This is a genomic window from Sphingomonas sp. KC8, from assembly GCF_002151445.1.
In the GTDB taxonomy this organism is placed as follows: Bacteria; Pseudomonadota; Alphaproteobacteria; order Sphingomonadales; family Sphingomonadaceae; genus Sphingomonas_E.
Genome location: NZ_CP016306.1, coordinates 3,198,730 through 3,221,105, shown reverse-complemented (window position 1 = coordinate 3,221,105; position 22,376 = coordinate 3,198,730). Strand labels below are relative to the sequence as shown.

General features: G+C 65.4%; 26 protein-coding genes. 8 read left to right on the top strand and 18 right to left on the bottom strand.

Going from position 1 to position 22,376, the window contains the following annotated elements; all coding sequences use genetic code 11:
• Positions 1-2: 2 nt before the first annotated feature.
• The 6 genes from rplC to rpsL all read right to left on the bottom strand — a co-directional run bounded on the left by rplC (position 3) and on the right by rpsL (position 5,745).
• Positions 3-755, bottom strand: coding sequence for a 50S ribosomal protein L3 (rplC, locus tag KC8_RS15265; protein ID WP_010127202.1), 753 nt, complete (start codon positions 753-755; stop codon positions 3-5).
• A 260-nt stretch (positions 756-1,015) separates the two neighbouring features.
• Positions 1,016-1,327: a 30S ribosomal protein S10 gene (gene rpsJ / locus KC8_RS15260; RefSeq protein WP_010127204.1), complete on the bottom strand. Its 312-nt coding sequence runs from the start codon at positions 1,325-1,327 to the stop codon at positions 1,016-1,018.
• Positions 1,328-1,433: 106 nt separating this feature from the next.
• Positions 1,434-2,624: an elongation factor Tu gene (gene tuf / locus KC8_RS15255; RefSeq protein ID WP_010127205.1), complete on the bottom strand. Its 1,191-nt coding sequence runs from the start codon at positions 2,622-2,624 to the stop codon at positions 1,434-1,436.
• Between the two features lie 77 nt (positions 2,625-2,701).
• Positions 2,702-4,774: an elongation factor G gene (gene fusA / locus KC8_RS15250; protein WP_010127206.1), complete on the bottom strand. Its 2,073-nt coding sequence runs from the start codon at positions 4,772-4,774 to the stop codon at positions 2,702-2,704.
• Positions 4,775-4,837: 63 nt separating this feature from the next.
• Positions 4,838-5,308, bottom strand: coding sequence for a 30S ribosomal protein S7 (gene rpsG, locus KC8_RS15245; RefSeq protein WP_010127207.1), 471 nt, complete (start codon positions 5,306-5,308; stop codon positions 4,838-4,840).
• A gap of 65 nt (positions 5,309-5,373) precedes the next feature.
• The gene (gene rpsL / locus KC8_RS15240) at positions 5,374-5,745 is read right to left on the bottom strand and encodes a 30S ribosomal protein S12 (RefSeq protein WP_010127208.1); all 372 of its coding nucleotides are present in this window, start codon (positions 5,743-5,745) and stop codon (positions 5,374-5,376) included.
• A gap of 305 nt (positions 5,746-6,050) precedes the next feature.
• Here rpsL and KC8_RS15235 point away from each other — a divergent pair, with 305 nt between their 5' ends.
• On the top strand, positions 6,051-6,878 hold the full coding sequence (locus tag KC8_RS15235; RefSeq protein WP_029624774.1) for a sialate O-acetylesterase: 828 nt from the start codon (positions 6,051-6,053) through the stop codon (positions 6,876-6,878).
• A 9-nt stretch (positions 6,879-6,887) separates the two neighbouring features.
• On the opposite strand, the gene KC8_RS15230 is transcribed toward KC8_RS15235, so the two are convergent.
• From KC8_RS15230 to KC8_RS15205, 6 genes are all read right to left on the bottom strand, one after another.
• Positions 6,888-8,051, bottom strand: a complete 1,164-nt coding sequence (locus KC8_RS15230) for an acyltransferase family protein (protein ID WP_010127211.1) — start codon at positions 8,049-8,051, stop codon at positions 6,888-6,890.
• A 90-nt stretch (positions 8,052-8,141) separates the two neighbouring features.
• Positions 8,142-9,428: a Xaa-Pro dipeptidase gene (locus KC8_RS15225; RefSeq protein WP_010127212.1), complete on the bottom strand. Its 1,287-nt coding sequence runs from the start codon at positions 9,426-9,428 to the stop codon at positions 8,142-8,144.
• A 41-nt stretch (positions 9,429-9,469) separates the two neighbouring features.
• Positions 9,470-9,988 (bottom strand): phosphatase PAP2 family protein, encoded by a 519-nt coding sequence (locus KC8_RS15220; protein ID WP_010127213.1) that lies wholly within the window; start codon positions 9,986-9,988, stop codon positions 9,470-9,472.
• A 35-nt stretch (positions 9,989-10,023) separates the two neighbouring features.
• Complete coding sequence (gene lpdA / locus KC8_RS15215) at positions 10,024-11,418, bottom strand: dihydrolipoyl dehydrogenase (protein ID WP_010127214.1); 1,395 nt, start codon at positions 11,416-11,418, stop codon at positions 10,024-10,026.
• A complete protein-coding gene (locus tag KC8_RS15210; protein ID WP_037496874.1) occupies positions 11,411-11,803 on the bottom strand; it encodes an endonuclease domain-containing protein in 393 nt (130 codons plus the stop codon). Before KC8_RS15210 ends, lpdA begins: the two co-directional genes overlap by 8 nt.
• A gap of 105 nt (positions 11,804-11,908) precedes the next feature.
• Positions 11,909-13,171, bottom strand: a complete 1,263-nt coding sequence (locus tag KC8_RS15205; RefSeq protein WP_086495602.1) for a pyruvate dehydrogenase complex dihydrolipoamide acetyltransferase — start codon at positions 13,169-13,171, stop codon at positions 11,909-11,911.
• A gap of 148 nt (positions 13,172-13,319) precedes the next feature.
• Here KC8_RS15205 and KC8_RS15200 point away from each other — a divergent pair, with 148 nt between their 5' ends.
• On the top strand, positions 13,320-13,775 hold the full coding sequence (locus KC8_RS15200; protein WP_010125650.1) for a universal stress protein: 456 nt from the start codon (positions 13,320-13,322) through the stop codon (positions 13,773-13,775).
• Positions 13,776-13,784: 9 nt separating this feature from the next.
• Here the strand turns inward: KC8_RS15200 and KC8_RS15195 are convergent, their stop codons facing one another.
• Genes KC8_RS15195 through KC8_RS15185 form a run of 3 tightly spaced genes read right to left on the bottom strand, consistent with a single transcriptional unit; the run spans position 13,785 to position 15,355 of the window.
• The gene (locus KC8_RS15195; protein ID WP_010125649.1) at positions 13,785-14,273 is read right to left on the bottom strand and encodes a GAF domain-containing protein; all 489 of its coding nucleotides are present in this window, start codon (positions 14,271-14,273) and stop codon (positions 13,785-13,787) included.
• 10 nt (positions 14,274-14,283) lie between these two features.
• Entirely contained in the window at positions 14,284-14,700 is a 417-nt protein-coding gene (gene arfB / locus KC8_RS15190; RefSeq protein ID WP_010125648.1) for an alternative ribosome rescue aminoacyl-tRNA hydrolase ArfB, read from the bottom strand.
• Positions 14,684-15,355: an RluA family pseudouridine synthase gene (locus KC8_RS15185; protein ID WP_010125647.1), complete on the bottom strand. Its 672-nt coding sequence runs from the start codon at positions 15,353-15,355 to the stop codon at positions 14,684-14,686. The genes arfB and KC8_RS15185 overlap by 17 nt, the downstream gene beginning before the upstream one ends.
• A gap of 82 nt (positions 15,356-15,437) precedes the next feature.
• On the opposite strand from KC8_RS15185, the gene argB reads away from it, so the two are divergent.
• From argB to KC8_RS15160, 5 genes are all read left to right on the top strand, one after another.
• Entirely contained in the window at positions 15,438-16,340 is a 903-nt protein-coding gene (argB, locus tag KC8_RS15180; protein ID WP_010125646.1) for an acetylglutamate kinase, read from the top strand.
• 72 nt (positions 16,341-16,412) lie between these two features.
• Positions 16,413-16,718: a YggT family protein gene (locus KC8_RS15175; RefSeq protein WP_010125645.1), complete on the top strand. Its 306-nt coding sequence runs from the start codon at positions 16,413-16,415 to the stop codon at positions 16,716-16,718.
• Positions 16,660-17,034 (top strand): DUF167 domain-containing protein, encoded by a 375-nt coding sequence (locus KC8_RS15170; protein WP_083831241.1) that lies wholly within the window; start codon positions 16,660-16,662, stop codon positions 17,032-17,034. The genes KC8_RS15175 and KC8_RS15170 overlap by 59 nt, the downstream gene beginning before the upstream one ends.
• A complete protein-coding gene (gene folD, locus KC8_RS15165) occupies positions 17,031-17,921 on the top strand; it encodes a bifunctional methylenetetrahydrofolate dehydrogenase/methenyltetrahydrofolate cyclohydrolase FolD (protein WP_010125642.1) in 891 nt (296 codons plus the stop codon). Before KC8_RS15170 ends, folD begins: the two co-directional genes overlap by 4 nt.
• Positions 17,922-18,019: 98 nt before the next feature.
• Positions 18,020-18,643: a MarC family protein gene (locus tag KC8_RS15160; protein ID WP_010125641.1), complete on the top strand. Its 624-nt coding sequence runs from the start codon at positions 18,020-18,022 to the stop codon at positions 18,641-18,643.
• Between the two features lie 195 nt (positions 18,644-18,838).
• Here the strand turns inward: KC8_RS15160 and KC8_RS15155 are convergent, their stop codons facing one another.
• Complete coding sequence (locus KC8_RS15155) at positions 18,839-20,611, bottom strand: hypothetical protein (RefSeq protein ID WP_010125640.1); 1,773 nt, start codon at positions 20,609-20,611, stop codon at positions 18,839-18,841.
• 50 nt (positions 20,612-20,661) lie between these two features.
• On the opposite strand from KC8_RS15155, the gene KC8_RS15150 reads away from it, so the two are divergent.
• A complete protein-coding gene (locus KC8_RS15150) occupies positions 20,662-21,078 on the top strand; it encodes a GtrA family protein (RefSeq protein WP_010125639.1) in 417 nt (138 codons plus the stop codon).
• Here the strand turns inward: KC8_RS15150 and KC8_RS15145 are convergent.
• Together KC8_RS15145 and KC8_RS15140 are read right to left on the bottom strand one after the other, a co-directional pair.
• On the bottom strand, positions 21,075-22,037 hold the full coding sequence (locus KC8_RS15145; protein WP_010125638.1) for a threonine ammonia-lyase: 963 nt from the start codon (positions 22,035-22,037) through the stop codon (positions 21,075-21,077). The two genes, KC8_RS15150 and KC8_RS15145, sit on opposite strands and share 4 nt — an antisense overlap.
• Positions 22,034-22,375: a TfoX/Sxy family protein gene (locus KC8_RS15140; protein WP_010125637.1), complete on the bottom strand. Its 342-nt coding sequence runs from the start codon at positions 22,373-22,375 to the stop codon at positions 22,034-22,036. The genes KC8_RS15145 and KC8_RS15140 overlap by 4 nt, the downstream gene beginning before the upstream one ends.
• Between the last annotated feature and the right edge of the window lies 1 nt (position 22,376).

Genomic DNA, 22,376 nt, shown 5'->3' with positions numbered 1-22,376 from the left:
GATCAGCCCTCCTGGCCTTCAGCCGCTTCGACAGCGACTTCGGCCGGAGCCTCGGTCTGCGGAGCGCTATTGTTGCTGCCGGCCTGCTTCACCGAGGCCGGGTACGGCGCATCGGCATGACGAGCGACCTTGACCGAATCCTTGACGATCAGCCACGCGCCCTTCGAACCAGGCACCGAACCCTTGACGAAAATCAGGCCGCGCTCGACGTCGGTCGAAACGACTTCCAGATTCTGCTGGGTCCGCTGGCGATCACCCATGTGACCGGCCATCTTCTTGTTCTTGAAGACCTTGCCCGGATCCTGACGCTGGCCGGTCGAACCGTGCGAACGGTGCGACACCGAAACGCCGTGGGTTGCCCGCAGACCGCCGAAGTTCCAGCGCTTCATGGCGCCGGCGAAGCCCTTGCCCTGCGTCTGGCCGGCGATGTCGACATACTGCCCGGCCACGAAATGATCGGCGGCGATTTCCGCGCCAACCTCAAGCACCGCATCGTCGGCCACGCGGAATTCCACGAGACGCGCCTTGGGCTCAACCTGTGCCTTGGCAAAATGCCCACGTTCGGGCTTCGAAATGTTCTTAACCTTCGCGGTGCCCGCGCCGAGCTGCACGGCCACATAGCCGTCGCGCTCCTTGTCGCGGACCGAAACGACCTGGTTCCCTTCCAGGGACAGAACGGTAACCGGAACGTGCCGGCCGTCTTCCTGGAACAGGCGGGTCATCCCCATCTTCTTCGCGATCACGCCAGTGCGCATGATCCGTTCCTTCCAACAGAGGCTCCCGCTAGCGGGGAGCGTGCCAACGAAAAAGGCTCCGACAAACTGCCGAAGCCCAGCCCAACGAAACCTTGCCCCCGTCAGGGCTATTTTTTCCGCTTCGTTAAAAGCGAAAGACGGGGACTCGGGCGCCAGCAAGAAAGCTGGCCGGTATCCCTACTCTTCCGTCATGCGATGGCCGATTATCGACAATCGCATGAGGCGCCGCGACCGATTCGGCCCCGACGGGAGACGGGCTATTAGGCTAGTTTGATCTCGACATCAACACCTGCCGCGAGGTCGAGCTTCATCAGCGCATCGACGGTCTGCGGGGTGGGCTGCACGATATCCAGGAGGCGCTTGTAGGTGCGCACTTCAAACTGTTCGCGCGACTTCTTGTCGACGTGGGGGCCACGGTTGACCGTGAACTTTTCGATGCGCGTCGGGAGGGGAATGGGACCGCGGATGAGGGCGCCGGTGCGTCGGGCGGTGTCGGCGATATCGCCGGTGGCCTGATCGAGCACGCGATGGTCGAACGCCTTGAGGCGAATACGGATGTTCTGCGTTTCCATTTCTCTACCGATGCGAAAGAGCCGTGCCCCGCCCGATTCTTAAGAATCTTGGGGGCGAAAAAATACCGGCCGGCTCCTAGGGGAGCCGGCCGGCTCATGCAAGCTATTACTTGGTGATCGTGCCGACGACGCCGGCGCCGACCGTACGGCCACCTTCGCGGATCGCGAAGCGCAGGCCCTGGTCCATGGCGATCGGAGCGATCAGCTTGATGCCGAGCGACACGTTGTCGCCGGGCATGACCATTTCGGTGCCTTCCGGCAGCGTCACTTCGCCCGTCACGTCGGTCGTGCGGAAGTAGAACTGCGGGCGATAGTTGGCGAAGAACGGCGTGTGACGGCCACCTTCGTCCTTCGACAGCACGTACACTTCGGCCGAGAATTCGGTGTGCGGGGTGATCGTGCCCGGCTTGGCCAGAACCTGGCCACGCTCGACTTCTTCACGGCCGACGCCGCGGATCAGCGCACCGATGTTGTCGCCAGCCTGGCCCTGATCGAGCAGCTTGCGGAACATTTCGACGCCCGTGACGGTGGTCTTGCGGGTGTCCTTGATGCCGACGATTTCGACTTCTTCGCCAACCTTGACGATGCCGGTTTCGACACGGCCGGTGACGACGGTGCCGCGGCCCGAGATCGAGAACACGTCTTCGATCGGCATCAGGAACGGACGATCGAGCGGACGTTCCGGCTGCGGGATCCAGCTGTCGACGGCGGCCATCAACTTGAGCACGGCGTCGTGGCCGATTTCAGGCGTCTTGTCGGTCAGCGCGGCAACGGCCGAACCCGGGATGATCGGAATGTTGTCGCCGTCGAAGTCATACTTCGAGAGCAGTTCGCGAACTTCGAGTTCGACCAGCTCGAGGATTTCGGGATCGTCAACAAGGTCGACCTTGTTGAGGAACACGACGAGCTGCGGCACGCCGACCTGGCGGGCGAGCAGGATGTGCTCGCGGGTCTGCGGCATCGGGCCGTCGGTGGCCGAAACGACGAGGATCGCGCCGTCCATCTGCGCCGCACCGGTGATCATGTTCTTCACATAATCGGCGTGGCCCGGGCAATCGACGTGCGCATAGTGGCGGTCGGCGGTTTCATACTCGACGTGTGCGGTCGAGATGGTGATGCCGCGCTCGCGCTCTTCCGGCGCCTTGTCGATGTTGTCGTAGCTGGTGAAGGTCGCGCCGCCGGTTTCGGCGAGGACCTTGGTGATCGCAGCCGTCAGCGAGGTCTTGCCGTGATCGACGTGACCGATGGTACCGATGTTGCAGTGCGGCTTAGTCCGCTCGAACTTAGCTTTCGCCATTGTATCCTACCTTCTTCTCAAACCGATTCCCGGACGCGCCGCCCGATGCGGACGCGCCCATAACCACAAATTCGCGTTTACGCCAGCTTCGCCTTGACCTCTTCCGCGACGTTCGCCGGGACTTCGTCATAATGCGAGAACTGCATCGAGTATTGCGCACGCCCCTGTGTGAACGAGCGGAGCTGGTTCACATAGCCGAACATGTTGGCGAGCGGCACCATGGCTTCGACGACCTGGGCGTTGCCCCGGCTGTCGGTGCCCTGGATCTGGCCACGACGGCTGTTCATGTCGCCGATCACGTCGCCCAGATAATCTTCCGGCGTCACCACTTCGACCTTCATGATCGGTTCGAGCAGCTTGATGCCGGACTTCTGTGCCGCTTCGCGCATCGCGCCGCGACCGGTGATTTCGAACGCCAGTGCCGACGAGTCGACGTCGTGGTACGCGCCGTCCGTCAGCGTCGCGGTGAAGTCGATGATCGGGAAGCCGATCAGCGAACCCGTCGCCGCCACTTCGCGAATACCCTTTTCGACCGACGGGATATATTCGCGCGGAATGTTGCCGCCCTTGACCTCGTCGACGAAGACGATGCCCTGGCCGCGTTCACCCGGCTCGACCGTGATCTTGACGCGACCGAACTGGCCCGAACCACCCGACTGCTTCTTGTGGGTGTAATCGACGTCGACCTTGCGACCCAGCGATTCGCGATACGCCACCTGCGGCGCACCGACATTGGCTTCGACCTTGAATTCGCGCTTCATGCGATCGACGAGGATTTCGAGGTGAAGTTCACCCATGCCCTTGATGATCGTCTGGCCCGATTCGTGATCGGTGGTCACGCGGAACGAGGGATCTTCGGCGGCCAGGCGGTTGAGCGCGATGCCCATCTTTTCCTGGTCGGCCTTGGTCTTCGGTTCCACCGCGACTTCGATAACCGGCTCGGGGAATTCCATGCGTTCAAGGATGATCGGCGCGGCCGGCGCGCACAGCGTGTCGCCCGTCGTCGTTTCCTTGAGACCGGCAAGCGCCACGATGTCGCCCGCAAAGGCTTCTTCGATGTCTTCGCGGCTGTTGGCATGCATCAGCAGCATGCGGCCGATCTTTTCCTTCTTGTCCTTCACCGAGTTCAGGACCGTGCCCTTTTCGAGCTTGCCCGAATAGATGCGCGCGAAGGTGAGCGAACCGACGAACGGATCGTTCATGATCTTGAACGCCAGCGCCGAAAGCGGGGCATCGTCCGAAGCCGGACGCGTTTCCACGGTTTCGCCGTCCATCTTCACGCCTTCCATCGGCGGGATGTCGAGCGGGCTGGGCAGATAATCGACCACGGCGTCGAGCAGCGGCTGAACGCCCTTGTTCTTGAACGACGAGCCGCACAGCACCGGCACGAAATCGAACGCCAGCGTGCCCTTGCGGATCAGCGCCTTCAGCGTCGCGACGTCGGGCTCATTGCCTTCGAGATAGGCTTCCATCGCCGCATCGTCCTGCTCGACGGCAAGCTCGATCAGCTCGCCGCGTGCAGCCGCAGCCGCGTCGGCCATGTCGGCCGGGATGTCCTGATATTCGAACTTCGCGCCCAGGCTTTCTTCAAGCCAGATGATCGCGCGGTTCTCGACGAGATCGACGAGACCCTTGAAGCTGCTTTCGATGCCGACCGGCAAATACAGCACGGCCGGACGCGCACCCAGACGATCCTTGATCATCTGCACGCAGCGCTCGAAGCTTGCGCCGGTACGGTCGAGCTTGTTGACGTAGCACATGCGCGGCACGCGATACTTGTCAGCCTGGCGCCACACGGTTTCCGACTGCGGCTCCACGCCGGCAACGCCGTCGAACGCGGTGATCGCACCGTCGAGCACGCGCAGCGAACGTTCGACTTCGATGGTGAAGTCGACGTGGCCGGGGGTGTCGATGATGTTGATGCGGTGATCGTTCCAGAAACAGGTCGTCGCAGCCGACGTGATCGTGATCCCGCGCTCCTGCTCCTGTTCCATCCAGTCCATCGTCGCGGTGCCTTCGTGCACTTCGCCGATCTTGTAGGACTTGCCGGTGTAATAGAGGATACGCTCGGTCGTCGTCGTCTTGCCGGCGTCGATGTGCGCCATGATGCCGATATTACGATATTTCGCGAGCGGGTGGCTGCGGGCCATGATCTTAAACTCCGATGCCGGGAGAAGCCTTGCGGCTGCTCCCGGCTATATGGGGACGGTTTGTTACCAGCGGTAGTGCGAGAAGGCGCGGTTCGCTTCCGCCATGCGGTGCGTGTCTTCGCGCTTCTTCACGGCGTTGCCGCGGTTGTTGGCGGCATCGAGCAGTTCGCCCGACAGACGCCCCGACATCGTGTTTTCGCTGCGCGCACGGGCGGCCGAGATCAACCAGCGAATCGCCAGAGCCTGCGAACGCTCGGGGCGCACTTCGACCGGAACCTGGTAGGTCGCACCGCCGACGCGGCGGCTGCGGACTTCGATGCCCGGCTTGATGTTGTTGAGCGCGTCATGGAACACGCCGATGGGATCGCGCTTGGCGCGGGTTTCGACCACGTCGAGCGCGCTGTAGACGATGCCTTCGGCAACCGACTTCTTGCCGTCGAGCATGACGGAGTTCATGAACTTGCTGAGCACGATATCCCCGAACTTGGGATCAGGGAGGATTTCGCGCTTCTCTGGACGACGACGACGAGCCATCTCGTTACTTCCTTATCTTGTACCCGGGGCCACGAAACGGGCCGCACCGGGCAGATCAAACCGGCTTACTTAGGACGCTTGGCGCCGTACTTCGAACGGCTCTGCTTGCGGTCCTTCACGCCCTGCGTATCGAGAACGCCGCGCAGCACGTGGTAGCGCACACCGGGAAGATCGCGCACACGGCCGCCGCGAATGAGCACAACCGAGTGCTCCTGCAGGTTATGGCCCTCGCCGGGGATGTAGCTGATGACTTCGCGCTGGTTGGTCAGGCGAATCTTGGCGACCTTGCGAAGCGCCGAGTTCGGCTTCTTCGGGGTGGTCGTGTAGACGCGGGTGCAAACGCCGCGCTTCTGCGGGTTCTGCTCCATCGCAGGAACCTTGGATTTTGCCTTCTGAGGCTCGCGACCCTTGCGGATCAGCTGATTGATCGTCGGCATGAAGCCCTTCACCTTTTGTTGCCGGAATGACCGGCGGTTACTTTACCGATGCCCGAATTGCCCCGGATCGCCCCCAAGAAGGAAGACGTTCCCGGAATGCGCAAAAGCCCCGGCGGCCGATTCGGCCCCCCAGGCCATTGCGTGCATCAGCAATGTTCAAGCTAGCCCGCCCGACGGAAACCCGGCGAACGAGCAGGGGCGCGCTATAGAGAGAGAGTCGGGACGGGTCAACGGGGGTGCATGCGCGGCCGCCACGCGCTACCACATCGACCGCCATGAAGCCTTCCCCGCCGCGCTCATTTGCCATGATCATGCTTGCCGGCGCGGTATTGCTGGTCGCCGCGGGCTGGATGGCATCCGGGCGCAACGAAGGGCGCGTGCAATATGGCGCGACGCAATCCCATACGCCCGACGCAGGGCACAGCGCCCTGCCCTGCCCTGCGAACGCCGCCGTTGTCGTGCTGTTCGGCCAATCGCTGGCCGCCAACAGCGGCGCCTTTGTCTATCCCGCGGCCGGGCGTGGCGGGGGGCTGACGTCGACCTACATCTTCCACGGCGGTCATTGCTATCCGCTCGGTGATCCGATGCCCGGAGCGACGGGCAAAGGCGGATCGGTGGGGCCGCCGCTCGCCCTGCTGGCAAGCACAGCCCTTGATCGGCCGGTCGTGATGATCGCCGGCGCCGTCAGCGGTAGTTCGATCCTTCAATGGACGCCGGCCGATTCGCCCTTTGCCCGCGCGCTGCTCGATCGTCTGGCGCAGGCCCGTCGCGCCGGCCTTGCGCCTTCGGTCTATATCTGGATGCAGGGCGAGGCGGATACCGGATCGAACATGACCGCGACCCGCTATGCCGACGAACTGCGCGCCCTCCACAGCCGCTTCCCGCCCGCACCGTGGATTGTCACCGCCAATTCGATTTGTACCTACCGCCCCGTGCGCAGCCCGATGCTGGATCGCGCCCGGGCGTCCTTTGCCGCGATCACGCCCGACGTGCATCTCGATGTCGATATGGATTCGCTCGGCATGTCATATCGCCAGGCCGACCGCTGCCACCTGAACGCGGCGGGCCAGCAGGAAGCCGCGCGCCGCCTCGCCACTGCCGTGGTTTCGGTGCTGGGGCGCCCCGGCTCCTGAACCGTTGGGTCAGGGCACCTGCAGCCGGGCGGGCCGATCCAGCGCCACGTCCGGCAGCGCCACTGTCGCCACGGGTGCCTCGCGCGTCCGACGCGATCGCGGCAGGAACCATTGTTCCACCAGATGCCAGCTGAGCGCGCCGGCAAGCAGCGATAACGCCATCGTCACCGGCACATAAAGGAAGAAGGGTAGCACCGCGCCAAAGCCCGCCATCACCATCTGCTGGATCGGAAAACCATACAGGTAGGTGCCATAGGAAAAATCGCCGTACCGCGCGGCATGGTGCAGGCGAATGCGGTCGCTGAATGCCAGGTGGAACACGGCATAGGCCGTCACTGTCGGGAACAGGATATCGCACAGAATTTTCGATGCGACAGGGGGCAGCGGCAGGTGCGCCACAGCGACCAGCGCGGCCAGCGATGTCACCAGCAGCGCCCGGCTGCGCGGCAGCCGATCGCGATAAAGATAGACCAGCATCCCGGTGAGGAAACAGGGCGCGACCGAAAACCACAGATAGGGCCAGCCGATGATGTCGCCGATGATGCCGCCACCCGGTTTCCGGCCAGTCAGGTCGAGCCATATGCGCACCGCCATGATCAGGCCGAGCACCACCACCAGCGCGACACGCCGGTTGATCAGCCTGGCAACCCCGAAAGCCGCGACCGCCAGATAGCACCAGAATTCGAACGATATGCTCCACAACGCGCCATTGACCGCGTGGACCGGGTTGCCGGCAAAGGCATCCGAAGGCGGCATATAACCCTGCAGCAACAGGTTCCAGCCGATCGTCCGCGCCACTTCCCCGGCGCTGAGCAGCGCAAAGCCCTGCGTCGAAAACAAGGGCACGACGAGGAACGCGCAGATCGAAGTGGCCACCACAAAGCCCGGATGGATGCGCTGAACGCGGCGCTTCAGATAGGTCCGGATATCCGGCGACCGCACATAGCTGTGCGTGATCAGAAACCCGCTGATGATGAAGAACACCCAGACGCCGACCTTGCCGGCATTGTAATGCCCGCCCAGCAACAGCGAGATCGGTTCGTTGGCCTCGCTGCCATAATAGATCGCGAAACAATGCGACCAGATGACCAGCAGCGCCATCGCCAGCCGGATTGCATCGAAATTGTTGCGACGCAGGGCATCTGCGGCATCCGGGATCAACAGCTTGGTCAAATGATATTCCGTCCGATCAGCGCAGAAAACGGTGACAGCTGACGATTAATGAATCCCTCCCCAACGGCGATTTTCGTGCAGAAAATGGCGTCAGTTCGCTGTCTTCACCACATCGCCGCCCTTCATCACGAACGGCACGGATTCGAGCAGGCGGACGTCGCGGGTCGGATCGCCGGCCACCGCGATGATGTCGCCATAGCGGCCCGGCGCGATCGAACCCACCGTGGCGTCGCGGCCCAGCGCCGCCGCTGCCGTCACCGTCGCGGCCTGGATCGCCTGGGTCGGCGTCATGCCATAGCGCACCATCACCGCCAGCTGGCCGGCCGCCGTGCCGTGCGGCATCACCCCGGCATCGGTGGCGAACACCAGCTTCACCCCGGCGGCATGGGCCTTGCGGAAATTCTCGCGCTGGATGTCGGCAACCTCGCGATCCTTGCGCAGATTATCTTCCATCACCCCGTTCTTGGCGCCTTCGGCCTGGGTGTAATCGGTGTTGAAAATGTCCATCGCCAGATAGGCGCCACGTTCCTTCGCCAGCCTGATCCCTTCATCGTCGATCAGGCTGGCATGTTCGATCGTGTCGATGCCCGCGCGGATCGCCGCCTTGATTCCCGTAACACCATGCGCATGCGCCGCCACCTTCAGGCCCCACATATGGGCTTCGTCGGCGATGCCCTTCAGTTCGGCTTCGCTCAGTTGCTGCTGGCCGGGTTCGGTGTTGCGCGAAAAGACGCCGCCGGTGGCGCAGACCTTGATCACCTCCGCGCCATATTTGCGCTGTTCGCGCACCCGCTGGCGCAGTTCGTCGACCGAATCGCCCACCGCTTCACCCTTGGCGTGGAAGGACGGCGGCAGATAGGTTTCGTCGCAATGGCCGCCGGTCGCGCCCAGCGCGTGCGCGGCGGGCACGATCCGCGGGCCGATCACCAGCCCGGCGTCGATCGCCTGCTTCATGCCGACATCGGAATAATTGGCCGATCCCACGTTGCGCACGGTGGTGAAACCCGCGTCCAGCATCGCTTTGGCATTGGCCACGCCCTGCACCGTCCAGAAGCTGTCGGTGAACTGGAGGCCGGTATAGCCGCCATAGACCGGGTTCGAATCGAGGTGGACATGCATGTCGATCAGCCCCGGCAGGATCGTCATCGCCCCCAGATCGACCCGCCTGGCGCCGTCGGGGATCACCGGCCGCGCGCCACCCCGCGTCACGACCGACTGGATGCGCCCGTCGACGATCACCACCACCGGTTCGTCGACCAGCTTGCCGGTCTTCACGTCGAGCATATGGGCAGCGGTGACGACGACGGTTCCGGCCGCAGCCGGCGCGGCGACGGTCGCAAGCAGCAATGCGGCGAGCGCGGTAAGCCCCTGTTTCATAAGTCCCCCCCTTGGCGTGGCCGAAGCGTAACCCGCCCCGGCTACGCCCGCAACCGACCCCGCCGCGCGAGCATCAGGCACCCCGCGACCCAGCCCAGGCCGATCGCCCAGCCCGCGATCACATCGCTCGGCCAGTGGACGCCCAGCATCACCCGCGTCACCCCGATCACGATCGCCAGCAGCACCGCCAGTCCGGCCAGCCCCCAGGATGGCGCCCACAAGCGCGCCGCCGCCAGCCAGACGATCAGATTATTGGCCGCGTGGCCGCTCGGCATGCTCGCCGACGTCACCTGATCCTGATGCGGCAGCAGATCGGGCCGGGGCCGGCCGATCACCGCCTTGAGCGTCGCGATCAGCAGCGCCCCACCTGCGACGATCCCCGCGAACAGCAGGGCGGCGCGCCAGCCGCGCTTCCAGCCAATCAGCCCGGCCAGCGCGGCAATGATGAAGATGCGCGGCTCCGCGTCGCCGAATCGCGTGACGGCCAGCGCGACATGCGCCACCGGCGATCCGGGCTCGGCGGCCAGCGCGTGGAGCAGGGCGGCGTCGAATCCGGCCATCACCGTCCCGCCATCACCCTGCTTGCGCCCAGCGCCTAGAAATGCAGCGCCCGGCCATAAGCGGAAAGCACGCTTTCGTGCATCATTTCGCTCAGGGTCGGGTGCGGGAACACCGTGTCCATCAGTTCGGCTTCGGTGGTCTCCAGCTGCTTGGCGACCGTATAGCCCTCGATCAGTTCGGTCACTTCGGCGCCCACCATGTGCGCGCCCAGCAATTCGCCGGTTTTCGCGTCGAACACCGTCTTGATGAAGCCTTCGGCCTCGCCCAACGCGATCGCCTTGCCGTTGCCGATGAACGGGAATTTGCCGACCTTCAGCTCATACCCCTCTTCGCGGGCTTTCGCTTCGGTCAGGCCGACGGAAGCCACCTGCGGGCGCGAATAGGTGCAGCCGGGGATGTTGCGCTTGTCCATCGCGTGCGGGTGCTTGCCGGCGATCGCTTCGGCCGCGATCACGCCTTCGTGGCTCGCCTTGTGCGCCAGCCAGGGCGGGGCTGTGACATCGCCGATCGCCCACAGGCCGGCAACATTGGTGCGGCCCATCGGATCGGTATCGATATGGCCCTTGGTCGTCTTCACGCCCAGCGCCTCCAGCCCGATATTCTCGGTATTGGGGACGATGCCGACCGCGACGATCGCATGGCTATACTCGCCGGTGACGACCTTGCCGTCCTTGGTCTTGATCGCGGCCGTCACGCCTTTCGCGCCCGCTTCAAGCTTTTCGACGCCAGCGCCGGTCAGGATCGTCATGCCCTGCTTGGTCAGCGCCTTTTCCATGAACGCCGACACTTCTTCGTCCTCGACGGGCAGAATGCGCGGCAGCATTTCGACGATGGTCACTTCCGCGCCCATGTCCGAATAGAAGCTGGCGAACTCCACCCCGATCGCGCCCGATCCGATCACCAGCAGCTTGGTCGGCATTTCGGCCGGCACCATTGCGTGGCGATAGGTCCAGATGCGGATGCCATCGGCCTTGGCGAACGGCAGGTCGCGCGCCCTGGCACCCGTGGCGATGATGATATCCTTGGCCACCAACTCGGTCGTCTTGCCGTCCTTTTCGACGGTCAGCTTGCCCTTGGCGGTGATCGTGCCATTGCCTTCGACAACGGTGATCTTGTTCTTCTTCATCAGGCCCTTGACGCCGGCGTTGAGCTGGCCAGCCACTCCGCGCGAGCGTTTCACCACCTTGGCCAGATCGAAGCCCGGCTTGTCCACCGTCAGCCCATAGGCGTCGGCATGGGTCATATAATGGTAGATTTCCGACGTGCGCAGCAGCGCCTTGGTCGGGATGCAGCCCCAGTTGAGGCAGATCCCGCCCAGATTCTCGCGCTCGACGATCGCCACCTTCAGGCCAAGCTGGCTCGCGCGGATCGCCGCGACATAGCCGCCGGGGCCCGAGCCGAGGACGATGAGGTCGTAGGTGTCAGCCATGAGTGCTCCGTTCGAGCCCCTCTCCCCTTGCGGGAGAGGGGTTGGGGAGAGGGGTGCGTCCGGTCCGGCGCGATGCCGGGCGGGACGCCTCCAGAGCGGCAAGAATGCCGGCGAGGACGCCCTCGGGATTGTTGAGAATGTCGTTGTTCCAGAAACGCAGGGTCGTCAGCCCTTGTGCCACCAGCCATGCGTCACGTTCGGCATCATAAACGCTGTCGAGATGCTGGCTGCCATCGGCCTCGACGATCAGCCTCGCCGACGAACAATAAAAGTCGACGATGTAGCGACCGATCGGCTGCTGACGACGAAACTTCCATCCCGACAGGCGCTTGGCGCGCAGCAGTTGCCATAAGTGGCGCTCGGCCTCGGTCGGTTCCGACCGCATATGCCTGGCATTGCCAAGCGCGCCCGTCCTGACGGACGCCCGCTCCCCTCTCCCCAACCCCTCTCCCGCAAGGGGAGAGGGGCTAGAAGGAAGGTCACCCACCACTTAGGCCAGCATCCCCAGCGGCTTTTCCACCAGCCGCTTGAACGCCGCCATCAGTTCGGCGCCGACCGCGCCATCGATGGCGCGGTGGTCGAAGCTGCCGGTCGCGGTGATGACGGTGGCAACCGCCAGCGCGTCATTCACGACATAAGGCCGCTTTTCACCCGCGCCGACCGCCAGGATCATGCCCTGCGGCGGATTGATCACCGCATCGAACTGCTTGATCCCGTACATGCCGAGGTTGGAAATCGACGCGGTGCCGCCCTGATATTCTTCGGGCGCCAGCTTTCCGTCGCGCGCGCGGGCTGCCAAATCCTTGGCTTCCGCCGCGATCCGCGACAGCGGCTTGTTGACGACATCGGTGATCACGGGCGTGATGAGGCCTCCGGGGATCGCCACCGCCATCGAAATGTCGGAGCGGTGGAACTTGATCAGGGTATCGCCCGCGAACTGGACATTGGCATCTGGCACTTCCGCCAGTGCCACGCCCAGCGCCTTCACCAGCAGATCGTTCACCGAAAGCTTGATGCCGCGCCCTTCCAGACCGGCGTTGAGGTCCCCGCGCAGCTTCAAGAGCGCGTCGAGGTTGCAGTCGATCGTCAGATAATAATGCGGCACCGTCTGCTTGGATTCGGTGAGGCGCTTGGCGATCGTCTTGCGCATGTTCGAAAGCTTGATCACCTCCGAAGGAATGCCTTCGGGCGCAGCAGCCGGCGCGGCCGCCTTCACGGCGGGCGCGGCAGCGGCCGGGGCCGCTGCACCGGGCTTCGCGGTCGCAAGATCGGCCTTGACGATACGGCCGTTCGGGCCGGACCCGCTGATGCTGGCGAGATCCACGCCCTGTGCCTCGGCCAGCCGGCGCGCAAGCGGCGTCGCCTTCACCCGATCGCCCGATGCGACAGGCGCAGCGGGTGCCGCCGGCACGGCCGCCTTCGCCGCAACCTCGGGTTCAGCCTTCGGTGCGGACGCCGCCGCAGCGGCCTTTTCAGCCTTGGGTGTGGCCGGCACGGCCGACGCATCTTCGCCTTCGCCGGCGATCAGCGCGATCACTTCGCCCACCTTCACCCCGTCGGTGCCTTCGGCCACCACGATCCGGGCGATCACGCCATCGTCGATCGCTTCGAACTCCATCGTCGCCTTGTCGGTTTCGATTTCGGCCAGCAGATCGCCGGACTTTACGGTATCGCCTTCCTTCACCAGCCATTTTGCCAATGTCCCCTCCTCCATGGTCGGCGAAAGGGCGGGCATCTTAAGCTCGATCGGCATGTGGCGGGCCTCATGTGCGTGGCAGACAGGTCTTGCGCCCGTCTGTCGGCCAAGCCGTTCTGCCGGTCAAGGGCGTCGGGCACTCCCGTCGCGCTTGCGCACGCGGCGCTTATCTCGCATCTCTGCCGCCAACAGGGGAGAATGGGCGATGCGCACCTATCTGGTGGTGATCGACGACAATGATGAATCGCGCGTGGCGCTGCGCTTTGCCGCACGCCGCGCGGCCAAGACCGGGGGTGCGGTGGAAATCGTCGCGCTCATTCCGCCGCCCGAATTTGTCCAGTGGGGCGGGGTTCAGGCGGCAATGGACGAAGAAGCGCGCCTGCGTGCCGAAGCGCTGGTCGCCCAGGCCGCCGGTGAACTGATCGAAGAAACCGGCCTGCGCCCGTCGATCACCGTGCGCCGCGGCGAACCGGTGGCGGTCGTCCGCGAAATGCTGGCCGAACGCCCGGAAACGGCCGCCTTGGTGCTGGGTGCCGCCGCCGCCGGCGCGCCCGGCCCGCTCGTCGCCCACTTTGCCGGGCCGGATGCGGGCAAGCTGCCCTGCCCGGTGATGATCATCCCCGGATCGCTCAGCGACGAGGCGCTTGACCGGCTGAGCTGAACGGCAGGCTTATTCGCCGATCCGATCCGCCAGCAACGCGGCGAGCCGGGCAACCCCGGCTTCGTCGTCGGCGTCGAACCGGCCCGGCGTCGGGCTGTCGAGGTCGATCACCGCGATCACCCGGCCATCGCGCACCACCGGCACCACCAGTTCGGACGCCGATGCCGAATCGCAGGCGATATGGCCGGGGAAGGCGTGGACATCGGCCACGCACTGCGCCGTGCCGGTTTCAGCCGCGGTGCCGCACACGCCCTTGCCGAACGGGATGCGGATGCACGCCGCCTTGCCCTGAAACGGCCCGAGCACCAGTTCATCGCCCTTCGCGCGGTAGAAACCGGCCCAGTTGAGGTCGGGCAGATATTTCCACAACAACGCCGCCGCATTGGCCATGTTGGCAATTCCATCGGCCTCGCCCGCCGTCAGCGCATCCAGCGCCCCGGCGATCTCGCGGTACAAGGCCGGCTTATCCTGTCCATCGGCGATGGCGAACTGGTACATGATCGCTCCTTCAGTCGAACGAAACCTTGCCGCGCCCGCGCTTGATGTCGGAACGCGCCGCCTTGCCGTCAAGCCGGCGCGCCTTGGCGGCCTTGCCGGGCTTCGTCTTCACCCGGCGGATCGGGCGGACATGCGCCTTGGCCAGCATTTCGCCCAGCCGCTGGCGCGCGTCGGCGCGGTTCGCCTCGCGCGTGCGGTGGGTGCGGGCGACCAGCACGATTTCGCCGTCGGCGGTAAACCGGCTGCCGGCCAGCAGCTTCAGCCGCTGATAGACATCGGGGGCAAGGCCGAGTGCGAACACATCCAGCCGGATCTGCACCGCCGTCGCCACCTTGTTCACATTCTGCCCGCCCGGTCCCGTCGCCGCGAGGAACTTTTCCTCCAGCGCATCCTCGGGGATCGGCCAGCTGTCAGGCGGCGTCGGCATGGGCTGCGAACACCCCGAAACTGGCTGGCGCGTCGGCCTTGGCCACGATCGGCGGCTTGCCTTCGCGCGGCACGGTCAACGTCCGGGCATGGAGCAGCATCGGCTGCCCGCCCTTTTCCTGGCTGCCTGTGCCATAGATCGGATCGCCCACGATCGGCGCGCCCAGCCCGGTCGCCGCATGGACGCGGATCTGGTGGGTCCGCCCGGTTTCCGGCGAAAATTCGATCAGCGCGCGTCCGTCCGCTTCGGCCAGCTTGCGCCAGTGCGTGCGCGATGCCTTGCCGCGCGGATCGACGATCATCCGCCAGCCGGCTTCGCGGGTGGATACCTTCAGCAGCGGCATGTCGATCGTCCCGCTGTCGTCCGCCGGCACGGGGCTTACCACCGCCCAGTAGGTTTTCTGCACCTGCCCGGTTTCGAATGCGGCATTATACCGCTTCTGCGCCTTGGGATTGCGCGCCAGCAGCAGGCAGCCCGACGTATCCCGGTCCAGCCGGTGAACGATCGCCGGCCGCCGCTGAAACCCGAAGCGCAGCGAATCGAGGTGATTCTCCACGCTCAGCGATCCATCGCGGACCTCGGTCACCGGCAGTCCGGCGGGCTTGTCGACCACCAAGGCTTCGGCATCGATAAAAAGAACGCGATCAGATAGCATTTGCCCGCTCTGTCATGCCCGCGCCCGCCGCGCAACGGCGAGCCGCTCGACGCACGCGCCCAACGCCGCTATGGGGCCGCCCATGACCGATCACGCCATCGACCCCGCTTTGCTGCTCAAGGCCGAAACCCTCGTCGAAGCGCTGCCTTATATGCAGCGTTATGCCGGCGAGACCTTCGTCGTGAAATATGGCGGCCACGCCATGGGCGATCCGGAGGCCGCGCGCGATTTCGCCGAGGATGTCGTCTTGATGAAGGCGGTCGGCATCAACCCGATCGTCGTGCATGGCGGCGGCCCGCAGATCGGCGCGATGCTGAAAACCCTGAACGTCGAAACGCGCTTCGTCGATGGCCTGCGCGTCACCGATGCGCAAACCGCGCGGGTGGCCGAAATGGTCCTGTCGGGTTCGATCAACAAGGAAATCGTGTCGTGGATCGGCCGCGCGGGCGGCCGCGCCGTCGGCATTTCGGGCAAGGACGGCCGGCTCGTCACCGCTGAAAAGGTCCACCGCACCACGCGCGATCCCGACAGCAACATCGAAAGCGTCGTCGATCTCGGCTTCGTCGGCGAACCGTCCGACGTCGATACCCGCCTGCTCGACACCATTTCCAAGGCGGGCATGATCCCGGTTGTCGCCCCGATCGGCGTGGGCGCGGATGGCGAAACCTATAATATCAACGCCGATACCATGGCTGGCGCGATCGCGATCGCCACGGGGGCGGCCCGCCTGTTCCTGCTGACCGACGTGCCCGGCGTGCTCGACAAGCAGAAAAAGCTGATGTCCGATCTGTCGCCGGCCCGGATCGAAACGCTGCGCCACGACGGCACGATTTCGGGCGGCATGATCCCCAAGCTGGAAACCTGCGTTCATGCGGTCGAAGGCGGGGTCGATGCCGCCGTCATCCTCGACGGCCGCGTGCCCCACGCCATGCTGCTGGAAATTTTCACCAAGCGCGGCGCCGGCACCCTCGTCAGGGCCGGCTGACATCCCATATGTTGCCCGCCGCGCCCCCGGCGGCTAATCGGGGGGTCCACCAGCGGGTTAGGATGCTACCTGATGTATCTCGTAGGGGCGCTGTTGAGCGTCATCGATCTTCTGATCAATATTCTGGTCGCGATCTTCATCGTCCAGATGGTGCTATCGCTGCTGGTCGCGTTCAACGTGGTCAACACCTATAACGAATTTGTCCGTCGGCTGATGGAAACGCTGACCCGCGTCACCGAACCGCTGCTGCGGCCGATCCGGCGTTTCATGCCCGATCTGGGCGGGCTGGATTTTTCGCCGATGGTGCTGATCCTCGGCCTTGTCATCATCCAGAAGCTGCTCGCCGGCATGGCGATGCAGGCGTTCTACGGCGGCTGATTCGGCCTTCTGGAGCGCGGCCGACGGCGGCGTTCAGGTCGCTGTCCGGGTCACCCCGCGTGCCGGGCGCGATTGCGTCGCCGGCCTCTGGCGCGATGCCGCCGGGCGATGCTATCTCGCCGTCAAGGTGGCGGCGGCGCCCACGGACGGGGCTGCGAACGATGCCGTCCGCGCGCTTTTGGCCAAGCGGCTGGGGCTGCCGCGCGGCGCTGTCGTGCTGGCCCATGGCGCGACCGCGCGCGAAAAGAGATTTTGGCTGACGGGTGATCCCGCGGCCCTGGCGACGAAACTTTTAGAACTGGAACAAGCGGGATGAGCGCGGATCGGATCGACGGCAAGGCCTTTGCAGGCGGGTTGCGCGAACGGCTGGCGGCGACGGTGCCCGCCTTCACCGCCGCCACCGGCCGGGTGCCCGGTTTGGCCGTGGTGCTGGTGGGCGAAGATCCGGCCAGCAGCGTCTATGTCCGCTCCAAGGGCAAGGCCACGGTCGAAGCCGGCATGGCCAGTTTCGAACATAAATTGCCGGCTGATGCCACGCAGGCCGAATTGCTCGCCATCATCGACCAGCTCAACCGCGACGATGCGGTCGACGGCATCCTCGTGCAGTTGCCGCTGCCCAAGCAGCTCGACGAACAGACGGTGATCGCCGCGATCGACCCGGACAAGGATGTCGATGGCTTCCACATCGCCAATGCCGGCCGCCTCGCCGTCGGCCAGCCCGGCTTCGTGCCCTGCACACCGCTCGGCTGCCTGATGCTGCTGAAGGACAGGATCGGCGATCTTTCCGGCCTCGAAGCGGTGGTCATCGGCCGGTCGAACATCGTCGGCAAGCCGATGGCGCAATTGCTGCTGGGCGAAAGCTGCACCGTCACCATCGCCCATTCGCGCACCCGCGATCTGCCCGCCGTCGTCCGCCGCGCCGATATCGTCGTCGCCGCCGTCGGCCGGCCGGAAATGGTGAAGGGCGATTGGCTGAAGGCCGGCGCGGTGGTGATCGACGTGGGCATCAACCGCGTTGCCGGATCGGAAGCCGGCAAGACCAAGCTGGTCGGCGATGTCGATTATGCCAGCGCCGCAGAAGTCGCCTCCGCCATCACCCCGGTTCCCGGCGGCGTCGGGCCGATGACGATCGCGGTGCTGTTGCGTAACACGGTGGTCGCCGCCCACCGCCGCGCCGGCCTCGCCCCACCCGCGGGGCTTTGATAATTTTCCGATTGCCGCGTTGCTAAATACGCCGCGATTTCCGAATCGCCGGATGATGCCATCCGGCTCGAAACCGCTCCCGGGGGGATGACGCAGCCATGATCGAACTGTTCGTCTCGGCCTTCGTCACCTTCTTCGTGGTGATCGATCCCCCCGGCTGCGCGCCGATCTTCGCCAGCCTCACATCGGGTGCGGGCGCGGCGCAGCGCCGGGCGATGGCGATCCGGGCGGTTGCGGTCGCCGCCTGCATCTTGCTGGTCTTTGCCCTGTTCGGCGAAGATTTCCTGCGCGCACTGGGTGTCAGCCTTGATGCCTTCCGCATCGCCGGCGGGATCATGCTGTTCCTGATCGCGCTGGAAATGGTGTTCGAAAAGCGCACCCAGCGCCGCGAGGACCGCGCCGAAAAGGTCCGCCAGGATCATGTCGAGGATGTCTCGATCTTCCCGATGGCGATCCCGATGATCGCCGGGCCGGGATCGATCGCCAGCGTCATGCTGGCCATCGGCAAAAGCGACGGCTGGGCCGAAGGCGCGGTCGTGCTCGGCGCGATGGCCGCGATTCTGGCGCTCACGCTCGCGGCCCTTCTCGCTGCCGGGCCGCTGATGCGGCTGGTGGGCCATAATGTCGAAGCGGTGGTGACACGGCTATTGGGCGTGATCCTGGCGGCGCTGGCCGCGCAGTTCGTGATCAACGGCATTCAGGGCGCGTTCGGCTCGGTTTAGGCGCAGCACCGAACGGTCTGGACGACGAGTTTGTCGGGGGATGCGGACGTCAGCCTTTCGTCCTCCCCGCCCTTTCAGGGAGGGGAGAAGGACGCCCGCAATCCCGGCGCGTCCTGACAGTCCGCTTCTACTCCAGCAAGGACCATTCCGGTCATCGAACAGGCGCTATCGCCGCCAACCAACGGCCCGACACCCTTACCCCTTCACCCGCCACAGCTTGAACGGCGATCCCTTGGGCAAGGTCACCGGCTCCAGCCAGTCGGGCGCGCGGCCGTTGCGCAGCTGCACGTAAAAGCCCGTCTTGGCTTCCGACGCATAGATCGTCGATTCCGACATGCCCGGGCAGATCAGCACCAGCGACACGCCATGCCGCTGGATGATCGCGCGTGCATTGTCCGCCGTTCCGCGAAACGCGTGCTGCACGTCGAGGATCGCCTGCCCGTTGCGATGATAGGGGCCGGCCAGCGCCTTGTGCGGCGTCACCGCGATCAGGCGCGGGCCAAAATCGACGAAGGTCAGGATCGTCGCCGGGGCCAGCCGGGCGATCGGCGCCAGCGCCGGCAAGGTCGGGCAACGGCTGTTCGCGGTGTTGATCACCTTGCGATAGGTGGTCACCGGTTTTGCCGGAATCGCATCCACCACGATCCGCCCGATTGCGCCCGACACGACAACCAGCAGGATGATCGGGCCGGCGATCCGCACGATCGCGGATGAATGCTGCTTGATCCAGCCCAGTCCAGCCCAGCCGATCGCCACCGCACCCGGCACCGCCAGCAATTGCGACGCCGCCGCCGCGCGCAACTGCCACAGCAGCAAGAGGCAGGCGGTCAGCACCATCAGCGTGGTGCCCAGCCATGGCATGAACGCCGCCGTCCCGCGCGCACGCCATAGCGCCCAGATGCTGCCGATCAGGCCGACCACCGGCAGCGCCGCGATCGGCACCGCCACCCGCCAGCCATGGGTGTAGATGGGCCGCGCCTCGCGCACATGGCTCAGCCACAATTGATCCAGTTCGGGCGACACGCCTTCGGGGCGCGACAGGCAATGCGGCCAGGCCAGCGCGAAACATCCGCCGATCAGCGCCGCTGCGACGATCGCCAGCGCCAGCCGCGCCGGCCAGCCCCGCGCCTTCACGAACGACAGGCCGACGAGCAATGCGCCGCCGCCCAGCGCCGCCGACAGCCATACCGGCGACAGCGCGTCGCACACCGGGCCACGATTGGCATAGGATGCAAACAGCAGGAAGCCGATGGTGCAGCCCGCCGCCAGCGTCGCGCCATAGGCCCGCATCCGCTGCGCCTCGTTGCCATCCGCCACCCAGCGCAGGCCGGTGATCCCGGCGGCCAGCGCCAGATAGGGGAACAGTTCCAGCCCGATGATCAGCGACAGGCTGGTCGCGATGCCCAAAGTCGCCCGCCGCGCGCCGGCTTCGGATCGGCGATCCCTGCGACGCCAAGGATCAGGAACGCCAGTTGCCAGCCATGATGGTCGATCCGGAGCGGCGTCCACCATCCCCAGCGCCTGCGCCGCGCATCCCAATATCAGGATGGCCAGCGGATAGGCGGCAGGCGCAACCAGCCGGCGCACCGCCAGCGTCAGCCCCACCATCGCCGTGCCCAGGGCCAGCAGCGGGGCGATCGCCACCGCCCATTTTTCGGCCAGAACCCCGCCGAAAAACGGCTTGATCGCCAATATCAGCCCCGCGATCGGCAGGTCGACAAGGCGTGACCAATGGATGTTCGCGCCGCCCGGCGGATCGAGCTTATATTGTCTGAGGTCGTACCAGCCTTGCCCTTTGAGCCAGGCGCGGACTTCGGCCATGCGCAGATTATCGTCGGTATCGCCCAGCGCGAACCAGTGGATCGCGCTCCATTTCCACGCGATCAGCATGAAGGCGGCGACCGCCCAGAACAGCAATAGCCAGCGCAGCCAGTGGCGGCTGATCGGATCGTTGTGGACGCTTCCCATAGGTGCTTCCCGCCATTAGTGGCTGGCGGACAAAGGGCAAGCGGACAGACATGAACAGCACCAACGGCCGCATGGCTTATTATCGCGAGTTGCTGGGGCAGCTGATCCGCTATGCGATCACCGGCGGCATCGCCTCGGTGGTCCATCTGGGGCTTTACTGGTCGCTGGCGGAAATCGCCCATGTCGCCCCGCTGATCGCCAATCTGGTCGGCTATGTCTGCGCGGTCATCGTCGGCTATGTCATCCACAGCCGGTGGAGCTTCCGCGGCCATGGCCAGCGCGACAATCTTGCCCGCACCGGCGGCCGCTTCGTCGCCGTCTCGCTGGTCAGCCTGGGCCTCAACAGTTTCTGGGTGTGGCTGCTGGTCGAACGGCTGGGCGGACAAACCTGGTGGCCGATGCCGTTCATGGTCGCGGTCACCCCGCTTGTCGTGTTCTGGCTCAACCGCCGCTGGGTGTTCGCTTAGGGCCGCTGCCAGGGCAGCCGATCAAGATCGACATTCCCGCCGGTCAGGATCACGCCCACCCGCGCGCCGCCCACGTCGATCCTGCGTTCGAGCAAGGCGGCGACGGGCACCGCCGCGCTCGGTTCGATGACGATCTTCATCACTTCCCACACCAGCTGCATCGCATCCACGATCGCGGCTTCGCTGACGGTGGCGAAATCGTCGAGCAACGCGGTCAGGATCGCAAAGCCGTTCGCGCCCAAAGTGGTGCGCAGGCCATCGGCGATGGTGTCGGGCGGGTCGCCCGCCGTGCGCACGCCCGATTTCCACGAACGATACGCATCGTCGGCCTGTTCGGGTTCCGTCGCGATGATGCGGATGCGCGGTTGCAGGTAGCGCGCGGCGACCGCCGTTCCCGCCATCAGCCCGCCGCCGCCGACGGGGGCGAGGATCACATCCAGCGGGCCGGCCTGATCCAGCAGTTCCAGCGCCGCCGTCCCCTGCCCCGCGATCACCAGCGGACCATCATAAGGGTGGACCAGGGTGGCGCCGCGCGCCGCCACGATCGCATCGGCCGCAGCCTCGCGCGCGGCGATCGTCGGTGCACAAAATTCCACCTGCCCGCCCAGTCGTTTGACCGAATCGATTTTCGCCAGCGGCGCATTTTCGGGCATGACGATGAAGGCGGGGATGCCGCGCGTGGCCGCCGCCAGGCTCAGCGCCGCCGCATGATTGCCCGACGAATGGGTGACGACCCCGTGTGCGGCCATCGCCTCGTCCAGCGCCAGCACCGCATTATGCGCGCCGCGCGCCTTGAACGCGCCGATCCGCTGGAAATTCTCGCACTTGAACAGGATTTCAGCGCCCAGCATCGCATCCAGCCGGCGCGACGTCAGCACCGGCGTGTGGTGGACATGGCCTTCGATCCGCGTCACGGCGGCCGCGATATCGGTGAAGGTGACGGGCAGGTCGGTCGTCATCGCCGCTTCGCCTTTTTCAACTGGCCCCGCGCCCCCGCCGCGATCGCGATTTTGGCCCAGTGGCGCATCGCGTCCGGATCATCATGCACATCGCCCGGCGCGCGGCGATAGTTCATCGTGCCGGTCTTTTCGCCCATTTGATAGGTGAAGCGGTCGCAGCCCGCTTCATCCCAGATCGCGTCGCTCGTCGCATCCGCCTTGAACCACAGTTCATCATCGGCGACGATCGCAAAGACGATGCCGTCGCAATAAACCGTCCGCCCGCCCATCATCGCCCGGCTCGTCACCGCGCCCACCGGCGCCAGCGCCTCTTCGATCCAGGCGATGATATCGCTCATT